This is a genomic window from Sphingomonas sp. BL-S-28 (assembly GCF_055521515.1).
This window is the reverse complement of the sequence record NZ_CM145483.1, coordinates 1735759-1751839: the sequence shown is the minus strand read 5'-3', so window position 1 is coordinate 1751839 and position 16081 is coordinate 1735759. Positions and strand designations below refer to the sequence as shown.

Genomic DNA, 16081 nt, shown 5'->3' with positions numbered 1-16081 from the left:
GCCTAACGACTGTCCGGCCTCACCCCTCGGATCGACTCCTGATCGCGTCGAAGTGGCGAAAGAATGCGCGCTGGCGCAGGACGCCGAAGAAATCGAGCATAAGCGGCAAGGCTTGCTCGACGAGATCGGCCGCCTCGCCCACTTCCACACGCCCGGTCACGCGTTCGAGGAAAGTCGTGGCCTCCCACTTGCCAACGAAGTCCGCCGCCTCGACGTAGAAGCCCAGCACTTCGGGCGTGTAGTCCAGATGCGCGTCGAAACCGGCCTTGCGCATGTCCCCCCAGATGCGGACCATCTGCGCGTCCGAAATGGACAGCGCATCGCCGTCCGGCGTCTCGATAATCGTGAGAACGCCAATCCCCGCCAGGATCCGCGCGTCCTCTGCGGCGGAGGGATAGGTTTCTAGCAGCGACGCGATCATGACCGGCCCCTGATCCTGTCCGGACCGGTGCGCCACCAATTGTTCAAGCTGATCCAGAGCGCTGGTATCGACGCGTGGCTGCGCCCCGCCGCCCTCCATCAACGCCTTGATCTGCGGCAGGGTCAGGCGGCTTTCGTGCTGGAGCTTGCGAACCGTGGCGATCGCCTGAACGTGATCCTCACGGTAGATCGCAACCGTGCGCTTGGGCCGATCGGGCTCCGGAATGACGCCGCTGCGCAGATAGAGGCGGATAACCTCCCGGTGCACCCCGGTGCGCTGTTCAAGCTCACGCATCTTCATCGGGACGTCTAGAGCATGAGACGGGCCCCTTCGCAATCCGGCGCGCCCGGCTTCCGAAAAGGCACAGCGCGGAGATCTGGCAGCCTATCAGGATCCCGATGGCCGTCATCGCTCCTTCGCGTCCGAAGCTGGGGCCCGCCGCTGCCAGCGCGCCGACGGCCATCTGGATCGCCCCATAGAGCCCCGAAGCCGACCCGAACGCCGCAGGATCGACGGAAGTGGCCAGCGCCAGCGCTGCCGGTCCCGCAAGGCCCACGCCGCATGTGAAAAGGAACATCAGGCCCGTCACCAGAAGCGGGCTGGCGAGGCCCGAAAGGAATGCTGCCAGCAGTCCGAGGGCCGCGCCCAGCGACAACCGGCATCCCAACGCCAGCATCCGAGGTGCTGCCCAGCGGTGGCTTCGCCGCGATGCGGTGAAGCTGCCGACCCACGCTCCTGCTACCACCACACCCAGATGCACGCCGCTGGCGTCAGGGGGCAGTCCGAAGCGCTGCTGATAGATGAGTGGAGCGACGCTGAGAAAGGCGTACCAACCCGTGGTGACGCAGCCGCCGCCGATCGCATAGGCCGCGAAGTGCCCTGACGTAACCAACCGCGCATAATTGCCCAGCACACCGCGCGTCGTGGAGGCGCGCGGTGTGCCGGTTTCCGGCAGGTGCGAGACGATCGCGAAAGTGTTGAGCGCCCCCATCAGCCCGAGCAGGATCAGGATGGCCTGCCAACCGGCATGGGCCACGAGAAAGCCGCCGATCATCGGTCCCAGTCCCGGTCCCACCAGGATCATCAGGTTGAGCCTGGCCAGGCTGCCGGTCGATCCTTCCTCCGTGGACACATCGCGCACGATAGTCCGGGCGATGACCATGCCCGCGCTGCCGCCCAATGCCTGCGCGAAACGGCACAAGTTGAAGAAACTCGCCGAAAAGGCCGTCGCGGCGACAAGACTCGCCAGCGTGAAGACGGCACTGCCGCCGATCAGGATCGGACGCCGCCCGAAGCGGTCCGCCAACGGTCCATGCATCAGTTGCCCAAAGGCAAGACCCCATATGTAGAGGCTGATCCCGATTTGCAGTTCGGCTGTGCCGGCACCTAAGGCGTGCGCCGCAACGACCAGCGCGGGCGCGAAAATATGAATGCCGAGCGTCCCGCTCAGCGTCATCGAGCCGAGAAGCCAGACCGGCACCCTTGCGCGGGTGCCGATCCGTGCCTCGCCAACGCTGGCCGGCATTACTCGGCAGCGACGAGTTCGCCCTGCTCCGCCTCGAACATGTTGCTGAGGACGCGTCGCGCCTGGTTGACCGCGCCATCGCTAGCAATGCCCACGAAGGGACGGCCGGGATTGTCATCGATGCGAAGCTGCTGGGCTTGCAGCGTTTCCTCGTCCTCGGTGATGGTGTCGAAGAACTGGTCGAACAGCACGTCCGGCACGCCGCTCTCCTTCGATGCGGTGGTGCAGATCGTCCAGAGGTAGTGGCTGGTCTTGTCGGTTTCCGGCGTGATGAAGTGGTTGTTGGCCAGCATGAAACCGTTGTCACGCTTGCCTTCGTAAGCGCCGGTTCCGGCATCGCAGCCGCCGGCGTTCACGCGGCAGGTCATGCCCAGGCGGGGTTCGAAACGCACCTCCTGCCAGCGATCGACCCGGCCCTTGAAGCCACCTGCATCGACGTAGGAGCGCGGCGGAACCGAGTTGGGCATCTTGCGCAGCAGGGTGACCTTGTTCCCGTCGAACTCCACCTTGGTGTCGGCCCCATAATGTTGTTCCGGGTTGCCGCCGATCGTGCGCGCATGGATGTACGGCACGTGCGTCAGGTCCATGATGTTGTCGATGATAAGCTGCCAGTCGGCCTTCACATGGAAGTTGTACGGGCGCCAGGTCCAGGCAGGATCGTTATGCTCGGGGCTGTCGATCACGGTCGACGGATCGGCCAGCGCCGCATCGCCCATCCAGATCCAGATCAGGTGATCCTTCTCGACCACCGGGTAGTGGCGCACATTTGCCGACGGCGGAATGCGGGTCTGGTTGGGAATGCGCGTGCAGGCGCCCAGCCGGTTGAACTCCACACCGTGATAGCAGCAGCGGATGATGTCGCCTTCGACATGCCCTGCGCTGAGCGGCATGGCGCGGTGGCTGCAGCGATCCTCCAGTGCGGCGATCTGGCCGTCTTCGGTGCGGAACAACACGACCGCCTCATTCAGAAACCGCCGGGCCAGCGTTTTGCCGGACTCGACCTCAGCAGCGAAGGCCGCGACATACCAGGTGTTGTGGACGAACATGCAACTCTCCTTGTCCATTCCGGTCTTGTCGCCGGTCAGAATGCTTTGTGGGCATACGCTATCCGCGCGGAAATCCCGCCTCCAATCGCATTTGAATAAAGCCATTGGAAAAGCGGGATGACCACCGAGCCACGCGTGTCAGCGCAAGTAGAGCCCGCCGTTCATATCAAGCGTGGCGCCCACGAAGAACCCGCCTCTATCCGACGCGACGAGCGCAACAGCGGCGGCGATCTCACCCACTTCCATGAACCGGCCGACCGGCACTTCCGCCTCCACGCGTGCGATCTGCTCTTCCGAAAGGCGGCCCTTGGCGGTGTCGATCGGGCCGGGTGCGATGGCATTCACGGTCACACCGGTTCCAGCGAGATAACGCGCGAAATACTTGGAAAGCATGATCGCCCCCGCTTTCGAAGCGGCGTAGTGCGGTGAGGCGACCGTGCCGCCGTTCTGGCCCGCCAGCGAGGTGACGTTGACGATGCGGCCATAACCGTTCGCCTTCATATGCTCGGAGAATATCTGGCAGCTCAGGAATACGCTGCGCATGTTGATGGCGACGATCTCGTCGAATTCATCGGGGCTGATATCCTGGGTGGGCGTCCGCCGCGCCAGGCCCGCGTTATTGACCACGATATCCACCCGCCCCCATTCACTGGCGATCCGGTCACGCGCGGCAAGGAAATCGTCCTTGCTGCGAACGTCGAGCGCGATGGCCATGGCAGTCGTGCCCGACGGGTCGAGCGAGCACGCCACCGCTTCGGCGGCGGTGAGATCCAGATCGCTGACGGCTACTTTGCCCCCGCCAGCGTGAATCTCCCGCGCGACGGCCTCACCCACCCCGCGTCCACCGCCGGTAACGAGGGCCGTGCGCCCCGCGAAGGAAAAGCTGCCGTTCTGGGGAAGCTGGGTAGGCGTGGTCATCGCGAGTTCCTTGGTTCCTGAATTTCTGTCAAAAAGGTGGGGAACGGCACGCCCGCTCCCCACCAGGCCGTCAGCGGCGCAGGGAGATCGTCACGCCATAAGTGCGCGGCGTATTGGTGAAGATCTTCCAATAGGTGGTGCCATTGCCGGGCACCGCAAGGAACGCGGTGATGTCGTCGGCATTGACGATCTGATAGTTGTTGGTGAGGTTCTTGCCCCAGATACCGACCGTCCAGCGGCCGTCCGAGGATTCGTAGTTCAAGCGTGCGTTCAGCGTGCGGCCGCGCGTGTCGTTGTAGAGGTTCTCGTAAAGCCGCAGCGTATTGGCATCGTCCGTCGAGATGCGGGACGAATAGCTGAAGTCCATCTGCGGCGTCAGCGTCGCACCGTTACCCAGCTGCGCATCATAGCTGGCGCCAATGGTAAAGGCATCGCGCGGCGCGAACTTCGCGGGATTGCCCGAGTAGTCGAGGCCGACCAGTGGATCTTCGAGCGAAGTGTACTTGCCGATCAGGTGCGTATAGTTGCCCGTCAGGCGCAGGCCGTCCATCGGACGCAGGACGGATTCGATTTCCCAGCCCTTCATCTTCAGCGTGCCGTTGTAGGTGTGGGCAATGCCGCCCGCGCCTGAGAAGTTCTGGAGATCCTTGGTCTTCTGGTGGAACAGGGCGACGTTGAAATCGAGCATGTTGTCGAACAACCGTGTCTTTGCGCCGACTTCGTAGTTTTCGGCATGTTCCGGCGCCAGCGGGATGGTGGGATTGAGGTAGGCGTTGTCTACGAAGCCGCCCGATTTGAAGCCCTTGGCGTAGGTCGCATAGAGGTTGATCTTGTCGGTGGGCTGGTACTTCAGCGTGAAACGCGGCGTGAAGGCGCCCCAGGTCTTGCCGCCCGACGCGATCACTTCGCCGGGGAACCCGAAGCCCGGGATCGCGCCGGCGTCGGTGGTCGAATAGGCGTGGTAATCGATCGTCTTGCGATCAGAGGTATAGCGACCACCCGCCACGACCGACAGCTGATCGGTCAGTTTCAACGTCGCTTCCCCGAATACGGCGATGCTGCGAACGTTGCCGTCCTGAACGCGCGTGATATTGGTGATATCCGGGTTGCGGCGGATGCTCGCGGGAACGGCAGAGCCCGGCAGCGGGCTGTAATTGAAGATGTTCTCCGTCGAAACGTCGGCCGAGAGGTAGTAGGCGCCGACGACGTAGGAAAATACGCCCGGTGCCGAGGCAAAGCGCACTTCCTGCGTAAAGCTGCGGTTGCGCACCACCTGGCGGCGGTCGAACACCGGAACCTCGGTTCCCACCGGCACGTCGTCATTGGTCGCGCGGCTGTCGTTCATGCGATAGCCGGTGATCGCGGTAAGCGTGCCGCCAAGGAGATCCAGGTCCCCGCGCAGGTAGCCACCACGCAGGCGCTGACGATAGGGCGATGCGGCGAAGTCGTTGTTCACCCATTTGCCATTGGTGAAGTCTCCGAACGTGTCCGGCACTACCTGATTGCCGCCGATCCCTAGGCCGATCGCGCCGCCATTGCCCTTGGTGTAGCTGTAGTCGCCCGAAAGCACGATCTTCAGCGTGTCGGTAGGCTGGAACAGCAGCTTGCCGCGTGCGGCGTAACCATCGGTCTTGCCGTAGCTGCCAGACTGGTTGGGCGTATCGATCTGGCCGTCCGACGTTTCGGTGCTGAACGCGAAGCGCGCGGCGATCTTGTCCTCCACCAGCGAGGTGTTCAGCATGCCTTCGCTGCGGAAGTAGCCGGCGTTCCCGCCGGTCGCCTGGAAGAAGTAGTCGTCCTTGAATTCGGGGTTCTTGCTGATGACGGCGATGGCGCCGCCCACCACGTTGCGGCCGAACAGCGTGCCCTGCGGGCCGCGCAACACTTCCACACGGTCGATATCGTAGAAGTTCGCGTTCAGGTCGTTGTTGAAGACGTAGTAGATGTCATCCATGAAATAGGCGACCGGCGTATCCAGCGTTGCCGTGCGGAACGTGGACACGTTGCCGCGAATCGCCACGATCGACAGGGACTTGTCCGCTGTATTGATCGTGATGCCCGGCATCTGCTGCGTCAGCGCCGTGGGGCTGAAGACCTGTTCCGTGCGCAATGCTTCGCCGCCGAAGGCCGCAATCGAGAAAGGCACCTCGCGCACGGTGGACGCGCGGCGCTGGGCAGTAACAATGATGTCCTGCACGCCGCTACCGCCGCCCGAGCGCGCTTCGGACGGAGAATCGGTAGGCGGTGAAGCCTCGGCTGCGCCGGCAGCATCCGGCCCGGCCGTTCCGGAGGGGTCCGCGGCCGCGGAAGTCTGTGCATGCGCGGGCATAAACGCCACGACGGAAAGCGCGCAGGCTGCAACGGAAGTCATATACTTGAATGTCATGGAAGGCTCTCCCCAAGGGTTTTGTCGCGGCTTAGCTGCCACCTTGAGACCAGGGAGAAGCCGCAAACGATATCGCTGGCAATAGTTTCATCCCGGTTTTCGAATGGTAAGACCATATTCCGATTGGGGTTGGCGGAAATCTGCGGGTAGCTCGAAAGGGCAAACGAGAACCGCCACCCCCGCACCTGAAGGACAGGCTTCAAGAGGAGGGTCGAGGCGATCGAAGACGACCAAGGAAGAGCCTGAACCATGCAGCCACAAGACAGCACCGACCTCACCCGCGTTGGCCCCGGAACGGTCATGGGATCGTTCATGCGCCAGTACTGGATGCCTGCCTGCCTCTCCTCCGAAGTGAAGGCAGATGGCGATCCCGTGCGCCTGATGATCCTGTGCGAAAAGCTGATCGCCTTCCGCGACAGCTCCGGCCGCGTCGGCATCATGGACCACCGCTGCCCGCACCGCTGCGCCTCGCTCTTCGTGGGCCGCAACGAGCAGAACGGCATCCGCTGCGTCTATCATGGCTGGAAGTTCGACGTGGACGGCAAGTGCGTGGACATGCCCTCGGTGCCCGCCCGGATGGACTTCAAGGAAAAGGTCCACGCCAAGGCCTACAAGACCCACGAGGCCAATGGCCTGATCTGGGTCTACATGGGTGAGAACCAGGCCAGCCCGCCGCCGCTTCCCGATATCGAGGCGACCATGCACCCCGATGCGGAGATCTGGTGCCTCCAGCGCGACTGCAACTGGCTTCAGGCGCTGGAAGGCGACATCGATACCAGCCACGTCGGCTTCCTCCACGTCGGCTCGATCGAGGCGGACGATCTCGACGAAGATCACCCGATGCGCCCGACCGTGCTGAACCGCGCGCCGGAGTACGAAGTGCTCCAGTCGGACTGGGGTGTCATGTACGGCGGGTATCGCCCCAACGACGATGGCCAGATGTCATGGCGTGTGGCGCACTACATGTTCCCGTTCTGGACGCAGACGCCCAATAACCGCTTCACTACGCGCGCCATCGCCCGCGCCTGGGTGCCGATGGACGACGAGCATTCGATGCTGTTCGACATCACCTGCGGCGTCGACGCCGGCAACCCGGCCTATACCTCCACGCTCAAGGACGGCACCCCGCTGTTCGGCCCGCTGGAATATGCCCCCCAGACCACCGACTGGTTCGGCCGCTGGCGCTCACCCGACAGCGAGGCCAACGACTGGGCGATCGACCGCGAATCCCAACGCAACGGCACCCAGTTCACCGGCATCGCCAATATCACGATGCAGGACCAGGCCGTGACCGAGAGCATGGGCCCGATCACCGATCACAGCTTCGAGAACCTGGCCCCGACCGACCAGATGATCGCCCGCGTCCGCCGCCGCGCCCTGATCGCCGCGCGCGCCTTCGTCAACAAGGGCGTGGTGCCGCCGGGTGTGGAAGATCCTTCGATCTTCTACCGCGCGCGCGCCGGATCGTTCCTCCACGATCCGCAGGACAGCCTGCAGAACGCGTATGAGTCCGCGCTTGCAAGGGCCGTTCGCTGGCCCGAAACCGTTGAAGCGGCAGAGTAATGGAAACCGGCGGGATAGTGCGATTTATGCACCGTCCCGCCAGAAAGAAAAGGACAGAGGGTGACGAGACGCATGAGGGTCTCCCACGGGCGCCGATCCATCGCGCATCGGGGCGACCACCGGACGCATCGTGCCTCAAGGAGAGTGTGATGCAGGCATTCATTCGGACCATCCGCTGGGAAGCGGAAGGCATCAATTCCTACGTGCTCGAACCCGTCGGCGGCGGCCTGCTGCCTGCTTTCGAACCGGGCGCGCATATCGACGTTCAACTGAAGCCGGGCCTTGCCCGCAGCTACTCGCTGGTCAACGATCCCGCCATTCGCGGCTACTACGAGATCGCCGTCCATCACGCGATCGACAGCCGCGGCGGCTCGAAGCACATCCACCAGGAATGGCGCGTGGGCGACCGCGTGGAGATCTCGGAACCAAAGAACAACTTCCCGATGGTCGAGGATGCATCGCATACCGTGCTGATCGCGGGCGGCATCGGCATCACCCCGATGCTGCCAATGATCGCCCGCCTCGAAAAGCTGGGCCGGACCTGGGAACTGCACTACGTCGCCGCCACGCCCGAACGCGCTGCCTACGTCGAGCGGATCGAGGACTACGACCGCGTCAACGTCGTCTATGACGGACTGCCCGGGGCGCAGCGGCTCGACCTTGCCGCGATCTGCGCTGCCGCACCGGCCGACGCGCATCTCTATTGCTGCGGCCCGAACGGCATGCTCGACGCTTTCGTCGCCACCAATGCCGCGCGGCCCAAGGGCCATGCCCATATCGAATACTTCTCGGCCGAGACCGAACTGGCGACCGAGGGCGGCTACACGCTGGAACTCGCGCGCAGCGGCAAGACGCTGACGGTGTGCGAAGGCGAAACCATGCTGGATGCCCTGCTCGGCGCCGGGGTCGACGTTGGCTTCGCCTGCTCGGAAGGCGTCTGCGGCACTTGCGAGGTCAAGGTTCTGGGCGGCATTCCCGACCACCGCGACCACTTTCTGAGCGAAGACGAAAAGGCCGCCAATCGCTCGATCATGGTCTGCTGCTCGGGCGCGAAGACGGCCAACCTCGTCCTCGACATCTGAACCCTCGGCCATCGACAGCGGGATTGGCCATCCCGGCGATAACAAAAGGGGCAAAGACCCCATGAAGAGGAGAAGCTGTGGCGATCATCGCGACAGACCGGGACGCGAAGGGCTTGCTGGACGACGCACCGATGTCGTCCTTCCAGGTATGGACGGTGCTGATGATAGCGGCGACCGTCGTACTGGACGGTCTCGACAACCAGATGCTGGGCCTTGCCGCCCCATCACTGCTCAAGGAGTGGGCGATCGGGCGTGACGCGCTTGGCGTGGTCTTCGCGATGGGCTTCGTGGGCATGGCGATCGGGACGTTGGCAGCGGGCTACATCGGCGACCGCTTCGGCCGCCGCGGCGCCCTGCTGGCAGGCGTCGCCCTGTTCGGTGTAGCAACGCTGCTGACCGGTACGAGTACCAGCCTCTGGCACATCGCTCTCCTCAAGACGTTGGCCGGCGTCGGCCTCGGCGGCGTGCCCGGGACGGCCAGCGCGATGATCGCCGAATTCACGCCGACCCGCTGGCGCAGCGTGGCGGTGACCTTCGGCGTCGTCTGCGTATCGATCGGCGGCATCCTCGGCGGGATTGCCGCGGCGGCGGTGCTGCCGGTGCTGGGCTGGCGCTGGCTGTTCTATCTCGCCGGCATTGCGACCATCGCCTTTACCGTGCTGCTCCACTTCATCCTGCCGGAATCGCCGCGCTTCCTCGAAAGCCGCCCCGAGCGGCGCGCCCAGTACGAGCGGCTGATGCGCCGGATCGGCCATGCGCCATTGCGGAGCGGCTCCGCCACCGTGGAAGCGGCCGAGGACGTACCGTTCGCCGCGCTTCTGCAAGGGCGGCTGCTGCGCGACAGCCTCGCCCTTTCGCTGGCGATGTTCTCCGGCATGTTCATGATCTACCTCATGTTCAACTGGTCACCGACGTTGCTGTTCTCCTCCGGCTTCAGCCTGGCCTCGGCCAGTCTGGGCCTCACCAGCTTCAACCTCGGCGGCACGCTGGGTGCGATCGGCGCTTCGGTGGCGATCATGCGCTTCGGCTCACGCCCGACCCTGATCCTGATGGCGCTGGTCGGTGTGGCGGCATGCCTCTTCCTCGCCTTCCTGAAGACCAGCGGGGGCAGCAACGAGACCGCCATGCTGGCGGGCCTCGGCGCGCTGGGCCTGTTCGCCAGTGCCGCACAGTCGGCGATGTTCGCGGTGGGCGCCCATGCTTTCCCGACAGCGGTGCGCGCGCGCGGCCTGGGCCTGATGGGCGCCGCCGGCCGCGCCGGGGCCATCGTCAGTTCGGTGGCCGGCGCCAGTCTGATCGGCGGCGGCAATTTCCTGTTCTTCGGCATTCTGGCCGCACTCATGCTGGTCAATGCCTTGGGTTTCATCGCCGTGCGCGGGCATGTCCCGCCGCTCGGCCGCCTCTCACCCGGCCGCAAGGAATTGACCGCGTGAACGACAGCTTCGACTATATCGTGATCGGCTCCGGATCGGCCGGAAGCCTGATGGCCAATCGCCTTTCCGCCGAACCCGGCAATCGCGTCGCCCTGATCGAGGCGGGACCGTCCGATCGGAAATGGCCGGTAAACCTCAAGACCGTCATGCCGGTCGGCAACATCTTCCTGCTGCCAAGCGACCAGACCAACTGGAAGCAATCCCTGAAGGGCAATGCGGCCGTCGGCAATCGGACGATCAACTTCCCGCGCGGCAAGCTGCTGGGCGGATGCAGCGCGATCAACGGCGGCGTCTACATCCGCGGCCAGAAGGAAGACTATGACGCCTGGGAGGCCGCTGGCAACGCAGGCTGGTCCTACGAGGACGTGCTGCCTGCCTTCAAAGCGGTCGAGAACTATGCCGGGCCGGACAAGCCGTGGCACGGCAAGGGCGGCGAACTCGATGTACAGAAGCCGCGTTCGTACAATCCGGTCACCGGCGCAATACTCGACGCCGCCGAACAGGCCGGACACTATCGCAACGACGACTTCGCCGGAGAGCGCAAGGACGGCTTCGGCCGCTACGACCTCAACCAGCGCAAGGGCACCCGCCTTTCCAGCGCACGCGCTTTCCTGCACCCTGCGCTGGGGCGCCCCAATCTGACCGTGCTCGACGAGACCCTCGTGCGCCGCATCGTGTTCGACCGGGGCCGCGCAACCGGGATCGAGATCGAGCGCGAAGGTATTCGCAGCGTGCTCCATGCCCGGCGTGAGATTGTGCTCTGCGCGGGCGCGACCAATTCGCCGCAATTGCTGATGCTCTCCGGCATCGGCCCGGCGGACCATCTGCGCGAAGTGGGCATCGAACCGCTCCACGACCTTCCCGGCGTCGGCGCGCATCTTCAGGACCATCCCACGGTCCATGTCGCGATGGAGAACCCAAGCGGGGAATCCTACGCTGTCTCGGCGAAGTCGCTGCCCCGCATCCTCGCCAGTCCGTTGCAATATCTCGTCAGCCGCACCGGCATGCTTGCCTCGAACGTGGCGGAATGCGGGGGCTTTCTCTGTACCGATGGCAGCGGCCGGCCGGACATCCAGATCACTTTCCTGGTCGGCCTGAAGCTCGACGCCCGCGCCATTCCGCGCCGCCATGGCTACATGGGGCTCGTCCAATTGCTGCGCCCGCGCAGTGCCGGATCTGTCCGCCTTGCCAGCAACCGGGCCGAGGACAAGCCGGTGATCGATCCCAACTTCTTCGCCGATCCCTACGACATGAAGACGTTGATCGCGGGCTTCCGCGAGGCACGGCGCATCTTCGCCCAACCCGCGCTTGCGCCGCTCACCGGCGCGGAGATCGAGCCCGGCGCGCAGCATCAGAGCGATGCCGAGATCGATGCGGTGCTGCGCAAGATCGTCAACACGGCCTATCATCCCACCGGCACCTGCGAGATGGGCCCGGACTCCGATCCGATGGCGGTAGTCGACGGCCGTCTGCGCGTGCGCGGAGTCTCCGGCCTGCGCGTGGTGGATGCCTCGGTCATGCCAGAGATCATCAGCGGCAACACCAGCGCCCCAACCATGATGATCGCCGAGCGCGCCGCACGCTTCATCCTTGAGGACGCCGCCGCCTCGAACATCGCCGCCTGACCGGCGCCCCCCATTTCCAAGGAGTTCGACATGGAACTGACCTCTATAGCCCGCCCTGCCCTGCTCGAAACGATGGAGCAGGACATGCTGATCGGTGGCCAGCGCGTAGCCGCCGCCTCGGGCAAACGCTTCGAAACCCGCAATCCCGCGACCGGCGACCTGCTCGCCATGGTCGCGCAAGGCGATGCCGAGGATGTCGACCGCGCCGTCAAGGCGGCGCGCGCGGCGCTGGAAGGGCCATGGCGGCGCATGAAGCCCACCGAACGCCAGCGGATCATGCTGCGCCTCGCCGATCTCGTGGAAGAGCATTACGAAGAACTGGCGATGCTCGACACGCTCGACTTGGGCGCGCCGCTGTCCCGCACCGTGCTGGGCAAGACCCGCGCCGCCGCGCTGCTGCGCTACTATGCGGGCCAGGCGACACTGATCGCGGGCGATACGCTGAACAACTCCGCGCCGGGCGATGTGCTGTCGCACACGCTGAAGGAGCCGGTCGGGGTGGTCGCCGCGATCAATCCTTGGAACGGCCCTGTCGGCATGGCCGTGTGGAAGACCGGCCCGGTCCTGGCGAGCGGCTGCACTTTGGTGATGAAACCCGCCGAGCAGACGCCGCTTTCGGCGCTGCGCTTTGCCGAACTGTGCCTGGAAGCGGGTCTGCCTAAGGGCGTCATCAACGTCGTGACCGGCCTCGGTGATGCAGGCGCGGCGCTCTCCGCACATCCGGGCGTAGACAAGATCGCTTTCACCGGATCGACCGGGGTAGGCGAGAAGATCATCAAGGCCGCGGCGCCGACAATGAAGCGCGTAACCGTCGAACTCGGGGGCAAGTCGCCCAACATCGTCTTCGCCGATGCCGATCTGGACAAGGCGATCCCGGCTGCCGCCATGGCGGTCTTCGCGAACTCCGGCCAGATCTGCAGCGCGGGCACGCGGCTTTTCGTTCAGTCCTCGATCCGCGAGGAGTTCATGGAGCGCCTTGCCGCCTTCACCCGCACGATCCGGGTCGGCGATCCGCTTGATCCGCAGACGCAGATCGGCCCGGTCGTCTCGGCGCCGCAGATGGACAAGATCCTCGGCTATATCGAGGGCGCTCGGAGCGAGGGCGCACAGGCACTTGTCGGCGGCGCACGTCTTGCGGGTCCCGGCTATGATGATGGCTTCTTCGTGGCGCCGACGATCTTCACCGACGTTCAGGACGGCATGACCATCGCGCAGGAGGAAGTGTTCGGCCCGGTGCTCTCGGCCTTCTCCTTCGACACCATCGACGAAGTGCTGGAGCGCGCCAACGCCACGCCCTTCGGCCTCGGCAGCGGCGTCTGGACGCGCGATCTCTCGACGGCGCATCGCATGGCTCGGGGCATCCGCGCCGGTTCGGTCTGGGTGAACTGCTACCAGATGCTCGACCCCGGCGTGCCGTTCGGCGGCTTCGGCGTCAGCGGATTCGGACGCGAATCCGGCCCGCATCACATCGAGGAATATCTCGAAACCAAAGCCGTCTGGATCAGCCTCGACTGATCGGGGCTATACCCAGCCCGACGCGCGCAGATCGGGCTGGGTGAAGTCCGAGCGGATTTGCCCGGCGCTTTCCTTGAGCAGATCGAGGAAGCGCCGCTGGATCGCGGTAGGTCGCCAACTGCGCCGCGTGGTGATGCCGACGACACGGCGACTGTGTTCGAGCGGCGCACCGATCTGGGTGAGAAGCCCACTGCGGATCTGCAGCGCGACCTGGTCGGGCGACAGCAGGGTCAGGAAATCGCCGTCGGTCAGCAGGCGGCCGATGATCATGACCGAACCGCATTCGATGGGAGTAGGCGGCAGCGCACGCCCTTCGAACAATTCCTGCCACTGTTCGCGCAAGGGCGAATTGGCCGGTGCAACGATCCAGGGAAAGGCCGAAAGCTGCTCCATCGTCGGTCGCTCCACGCCCGCGAGCGGATGCTGGCTTCCTGCCGCGATCACCAGACGGTCCTCCACCAGCGGCATCTGGTAAAGGTCGGCGATCTCATAAGGCCGCAGTGCCCCCACGACCATATCGATCACCCCGTCGCGCAGCGGCTCCACCAGTTCGCGCCAACTGCCTTCCAGCACCTTGAATGCCGCGCGCGGTTCTTCACGGGCGAGCCCGGCCATGGCGGCTGGGGCGAGATAGGGCCGCGCCAGCGGCAGCGCGCCGAATGCGATCAATTCGCTGCCGCTGCGGCTGTCCAGGCCCAGATCGGCAATGGCGGCGGCAATTTCGGCACTGGCAAGGCGGGCTCCGCGCGCCAGCTTCTTTCCCGCCGGATTGAGCCAGACCACCCGCCCCCTGCGTTCAAGCAGCTTGCCGCCGATCATATGTTCCAGATCGCCGACCGCGCGATGCACGGCCGTCTGCGACAGGCCGGTGGTCTGTGCGGCCGCAGAAAAACTCCCCGCTTCGGCAAGGGCCATGAAAGCGCGCAACTGCGTCATCGTCATCAGCCGTTCGGGATGCGCGAAAACCGCAGAAAGCCCCTTGGCCGCCGTGGAAAGGTGATCGAGCGCCAGAGTGGCACGCTCGATAACGATCTCGCCCATCGGCGTGACGACCATGCCACCCGAGCGGCGCTCGAACAGCGTGTACCCGAACTGCTGCTCCAACTTGGCAAGGCCCTGAGTCAACGCCGGTTGCGAAAGGCTGACAACATCGGCCGCAGCAGTGATGCTGCCGTGTTCGCGGATCGCGAGAAGGGCTCGCAGATGCCGCAGGTTCAGGTCGAACGGATCGGTCGTCATGGACTTCCTTGCTCTACGCCATGGGGGCTCCGGCACCAAGCCCGGAAAAATCGCATGGACGGCCTATATATTGAATGGTACGACCATTAGGTCAATGACTCGTGACGGGTATTGCCCGTTCATGCCAAGAGGAGAGGCTTTCCGTGGATTTCGAACTTCCCGAAGACGTCCGGAATATCTGTGACGTCACCCGCGACATCGTTCGCGACCTGTTGCCGCTGGAACAGCAGTTCGTGGAGACCGGCGAAGTTCCGCCGATCGTGCGCCAGACGCTGGTCGATAACGGCTATTTCGGCATGGCCCTGCCGGAAGAATACGGCGGCCTCGGCCTTGGCGCTCTGGCGCAGGCGGCAGTGCAGATCGAGCTGGCGCACCTGCCTCCCCAGTTCTGGACCGAACTGCGCCCGCTGATGGGCCCGGGCGCCAAGAACATCATCTATCACGCCAGTGAAGCGCAGCGCGAACACCTCCTGCCCGGCATGGCCACCGGCGAAATCGGCATCGCCTTTGCGCTGACCGAGCCGAACTCCGGCTCCGACCCGGGCTCCATGCGAACGACCGCCGTCCGCAATGCCGACGGTTGGGTGATCAACGGCAGCAAGACTTTCATCTCGAACGGAAAGAAGGCCAAGTACGTTATCGTCTATGCCTATACCGACAAGTCCGCAGGTTCGCGCGGCGGTATCTCGGCCTTCCTCATGCCCGCCGATACGCCCGGCTTCTCGGTAACCGGCACGATCGAACTGATGGGCACGGCCACGCCCGGCGTGTTCGAACTGAGCTTCGACAATTGCCAGGTCCCCGCCGATGCCTTGCTCGGCGAAGAGGGCCAGGGCTTCCGCTATGCACTGGAAGGTCTCAACGAAGGCCGCATGAACGTCGGCGCGACGGCGGTGGGCATGGGCGAATTCGCGCTCCAACTCGCCATCGAGGAATCGAAGCAGCGCCCTGCCTTTGGCGGCGTGATCTCGGACTTCCAGGCGATCCGCCACTACATCGCGACCATGGCGACCGACATGCGCGCCGCGCGGCTGATCCTGCTCGATGCCGCTTGGCGCTATGACCAGGGCGACAAGCGCCGTGAACTCGCCTCGATGGCCAAGCTGTTCGCGACCGAGGCGGGCAGCCGCACGGTCGATACGGCCGTCCAGATCTTCGGCGGCACCGGCTACTGCCGCGGCTTCGCGGTGGAGCGCCTCTACCGCGACATTCGCATTACGCGGATCTACGAGGGGTCTTCGGAAATTCAGCGCAATACCATCGCGAAGGAACTGCTTCGCTGACAAGTCAAAGGGCAGGGAACCGGTCCCTGCCCTTCCTCCATCTCG

General features: G+C 64.7%; 12 protein-coding genes. 6 read left to right on the top strand and 6 right to left on the bottom strand.

The genetic code is table 11. The features are described from left to right. Window positions 1-19 precede the first annotated feature (19 nt). The 5 genes from ACZ1JC_RS07440 to ACZ1JC_RS07420 form a co-directional block, all read right to left on the bottom strand. Entirely contained in the window at window positions 20-721 is a 702-nt protein-coding gene (locus tag ACZ1JC_RS07440) for a MerR family transcriptional regulator (protein ID WP_465140180.1), read from the bottom strand. Next, window positions 708-1946: a Bcr/CflA family efflux MFS transporter gene (locus tag ACZ1JC_RS07435; RefSeq protein ID WP_465140181.1), complete on the bottom strand. Its 1239-nt coding sequence runs from the start codon at window positions 1944-1946 to the stop codon at window positions 708-710. Before ACZ1JC_RS07435 ends, ACZ1JC_RS07440 begins: the two co-directional genes overlap by 14 nt. Then, window positions 1946-2992 (bottom strand): Rieske 2Fe-2S domain-containing protein, encoded by a 1047-nt coding sequence (locus ACZ1JC_RS07430; protein ID WP_465140182.1) that lies wholly within the window; start codon window positions 2990-2992, stop codon window positions 1946-1948. The genes ACZ1JC_RS07435 and ACZ1JC_RS07430 overlap by 1 nt, the downstream gene beginning before the upstream one ends. A gap of 138 nt (window positions 2993-3130) precedes the next feature. Continuing rightward, window positions 3131-3910, bottom strand: coding sequence for an SDR family NAD(P)-dependent oxidoreductase (locus ACZ1JC_RS07425; protein ID WP_465140183.1), 780 nt, complete (start codon window positions 3908-3910; stop codon window positions 3131-3133). Window positions 3911-3980: 70 nt separating this feature from the next. Beyond that, the gene (locus tag ACZ1JC_RS07420; protein ID WP_465140184.1) at window positions 3981-6296 is read right to left on the bottom strand and encodes a TonB-dependent receptor; all 2316 of its coding nucleotides are present in this window, start codon (window positions 6294-6296) and stop codon (window positions 3981-3983) included. Between the two features lie 249 nt (window positions 6297-6545). Here ACZ1JC_RS07420 and ACZ1JC_RS07415 point away from each other — a divergent pair, with 249 nt between their 5' ends. The 5 genes from ACZ1JC_RS07415 (at window position 6546) to ACZ1JC_RS07395 (ending at window position 13514) form a co-directional block, all read left to right on the top strand. After that, the gene (locus ACZ1JC_RS07415; protein ID WP_465140185.1) at window positions 6546-7859 is read left to right on the top strand and encodes a Rieske 2Fe-2S domain-containing protein; all 1314 of its coding nucleotides are present in this window, start codon (window positions 6546-6548) and stop codon (window positions 7857-7859) included. A gap of 149 nt (window positions 7860-8008) precedes the next feature. Then, complete coding sequence (locus ACZ1JC_RS07410) at window positions 8009-8941, top strand: PDR/VanB family oxidoreductase (protein WP_465140186.1); 933 nt, start codon at window positions 8009-8011, stop codon at window positions 8939-8941. 77 nt (window positions 8942-9018) lie between these two features. Beyond that, a complete protein-coding gene (locus ACZ1JC_RS07405) occupies window positions 9019-10374 on the top strand; it encodes an MFS transporter (protein WP_465140187.1) in 1356 nt (451 codons plus the stop codon). Further along, window positions 10371-11999 carry a GMC family oxidoreductase gene (locus ACZ1JC_RS07400; protein WP_465140188.1) on the top strand — a complete coding sequence of 543 codons (1629 nt, stop codon included), beginning with the start codon at window positions 10371-10373 and terminating at the stop codon, window positions 11997-11999. The genes ACZ1JC_RS07405 and ACZ1JC_RS07400 overlap by 4 nt, the downstream gene beginning before the upstream one ends. A 30-nt stretch (window positions 12000-12029) precedes the next feature. Continuing rightward, window positions 12030-13514, top strand: a complete 1485-nt coding sequence (locus ACZ1JC_RS07395; protein ID WP_465140189.1) for an aldehyde dehydrogenase family protein — start codon at window positions 12030-12032, stop codon at window positions 13512-13514. Window positions 13515-13520: 6 nt separating this feature from the next. Here the strand turns inward: ACZ1JC_RS07395 and ACZ1JC_RS07390 are convergent, their stop codons facing one another. After that, a complete protein-coding gene (locus ACZ1JC_RS07390; protein WP_465140190.1) occupies window positions 13521-14753 on the bottom strand; it encodes a LysR family transcriptional regulator in 1233 nt (410 codons plus the stop codon). 143 nt (window positions 14754-14896) lie between these two features. Here ACZ1JC_RS07390 and ACZ1JC_RS07385 point away from each other — a divergent pair, with 143 nt between their 5' ends. Next, entirely contained in the window at window positions 14897-16036 is a 1140-nt protein-coding gene (locus tag ACZ1JC_RS07385; protein ID WP_465140191.1) for an acyl-CoA dehydrogenase family protein, read from the top strand. Window positions 16037-16081 lie beyond the last annotated feature (45 nt).

What these genes read in the sequence shown, in the direction of transcription:
- ACZ1JC_RS07440 (WP_465140180.1), bottom strand. Translation starts at nt 721, where the DNA reads ATGAAGATGCGTGAGCTTGAACAGCGCACCGGGGTGCACCGGGAGGTT.
- ACZ1JC_RS07435 (WP_465140181.1), bottom strand. Translation starts at nt 1,946, where the DNA reads ATGCCGGCCAGCGTTGGCGAGGCACGGATCGGCACCCGCGCAAGGGTG.
- ACZ1JC_RS07430 (WP_465140182.1), bottom strand. Translation starts at nt 2,992, where the DNA reads ATGTTCGTCCACAACACCTGGTATGTCGCGGCCTTCGCTGCTGAGGTC.
- ACZ1JC_RS07425 (WP_465140183.1), bottom strand. Translation starts at nt 3,910, where the DNA reads ATGACCACGCCTACCCAGCTTCCCCAGAACGGCAGCTTTTCCTTCGCG.
- ACZ1JC_RS07420 (WP_465140184.1), bottom strand. Translation starts at nt 6,296, where the DNA reads ATGACATTCAAGTATATGACTTCCGTTGCAGCCTGCGCGCTTTCCGTC.
- ACZ1JC_RS07415 (WP_465140185.1), top strand. Translation starts at nt 6,546, where the DNA reads ATGCAGCCACAAGACAGCACCGACCTCACCCGCGTTGGCCCCGGAACG.
- ACZ1JC_RS07410 (WP_465140186.1), top strand. Translation starts at nt 8,009, where the DNA reads ATGCAGGCATTCATTCGGACCATCCGCTGGGAAGCGGAAGGCATCAAT.
- ACZ1JC_RS07395 (WP_465140189.1), top strand. Translation starts at nt 12,030, where the DNA reads ATGGAACTGACCTCTATAGCCCGCCCTGCCCTGCTCGAAACGATGGAG.
- ACZ1JC_RS07390 (WP_465140190.1), bottom strand. Translation starts at nt 14,753, where the DNA reads ATGACGACCGATCCGTTCGACCTGAACCTGCGGCATCTGCGAGCCCTT.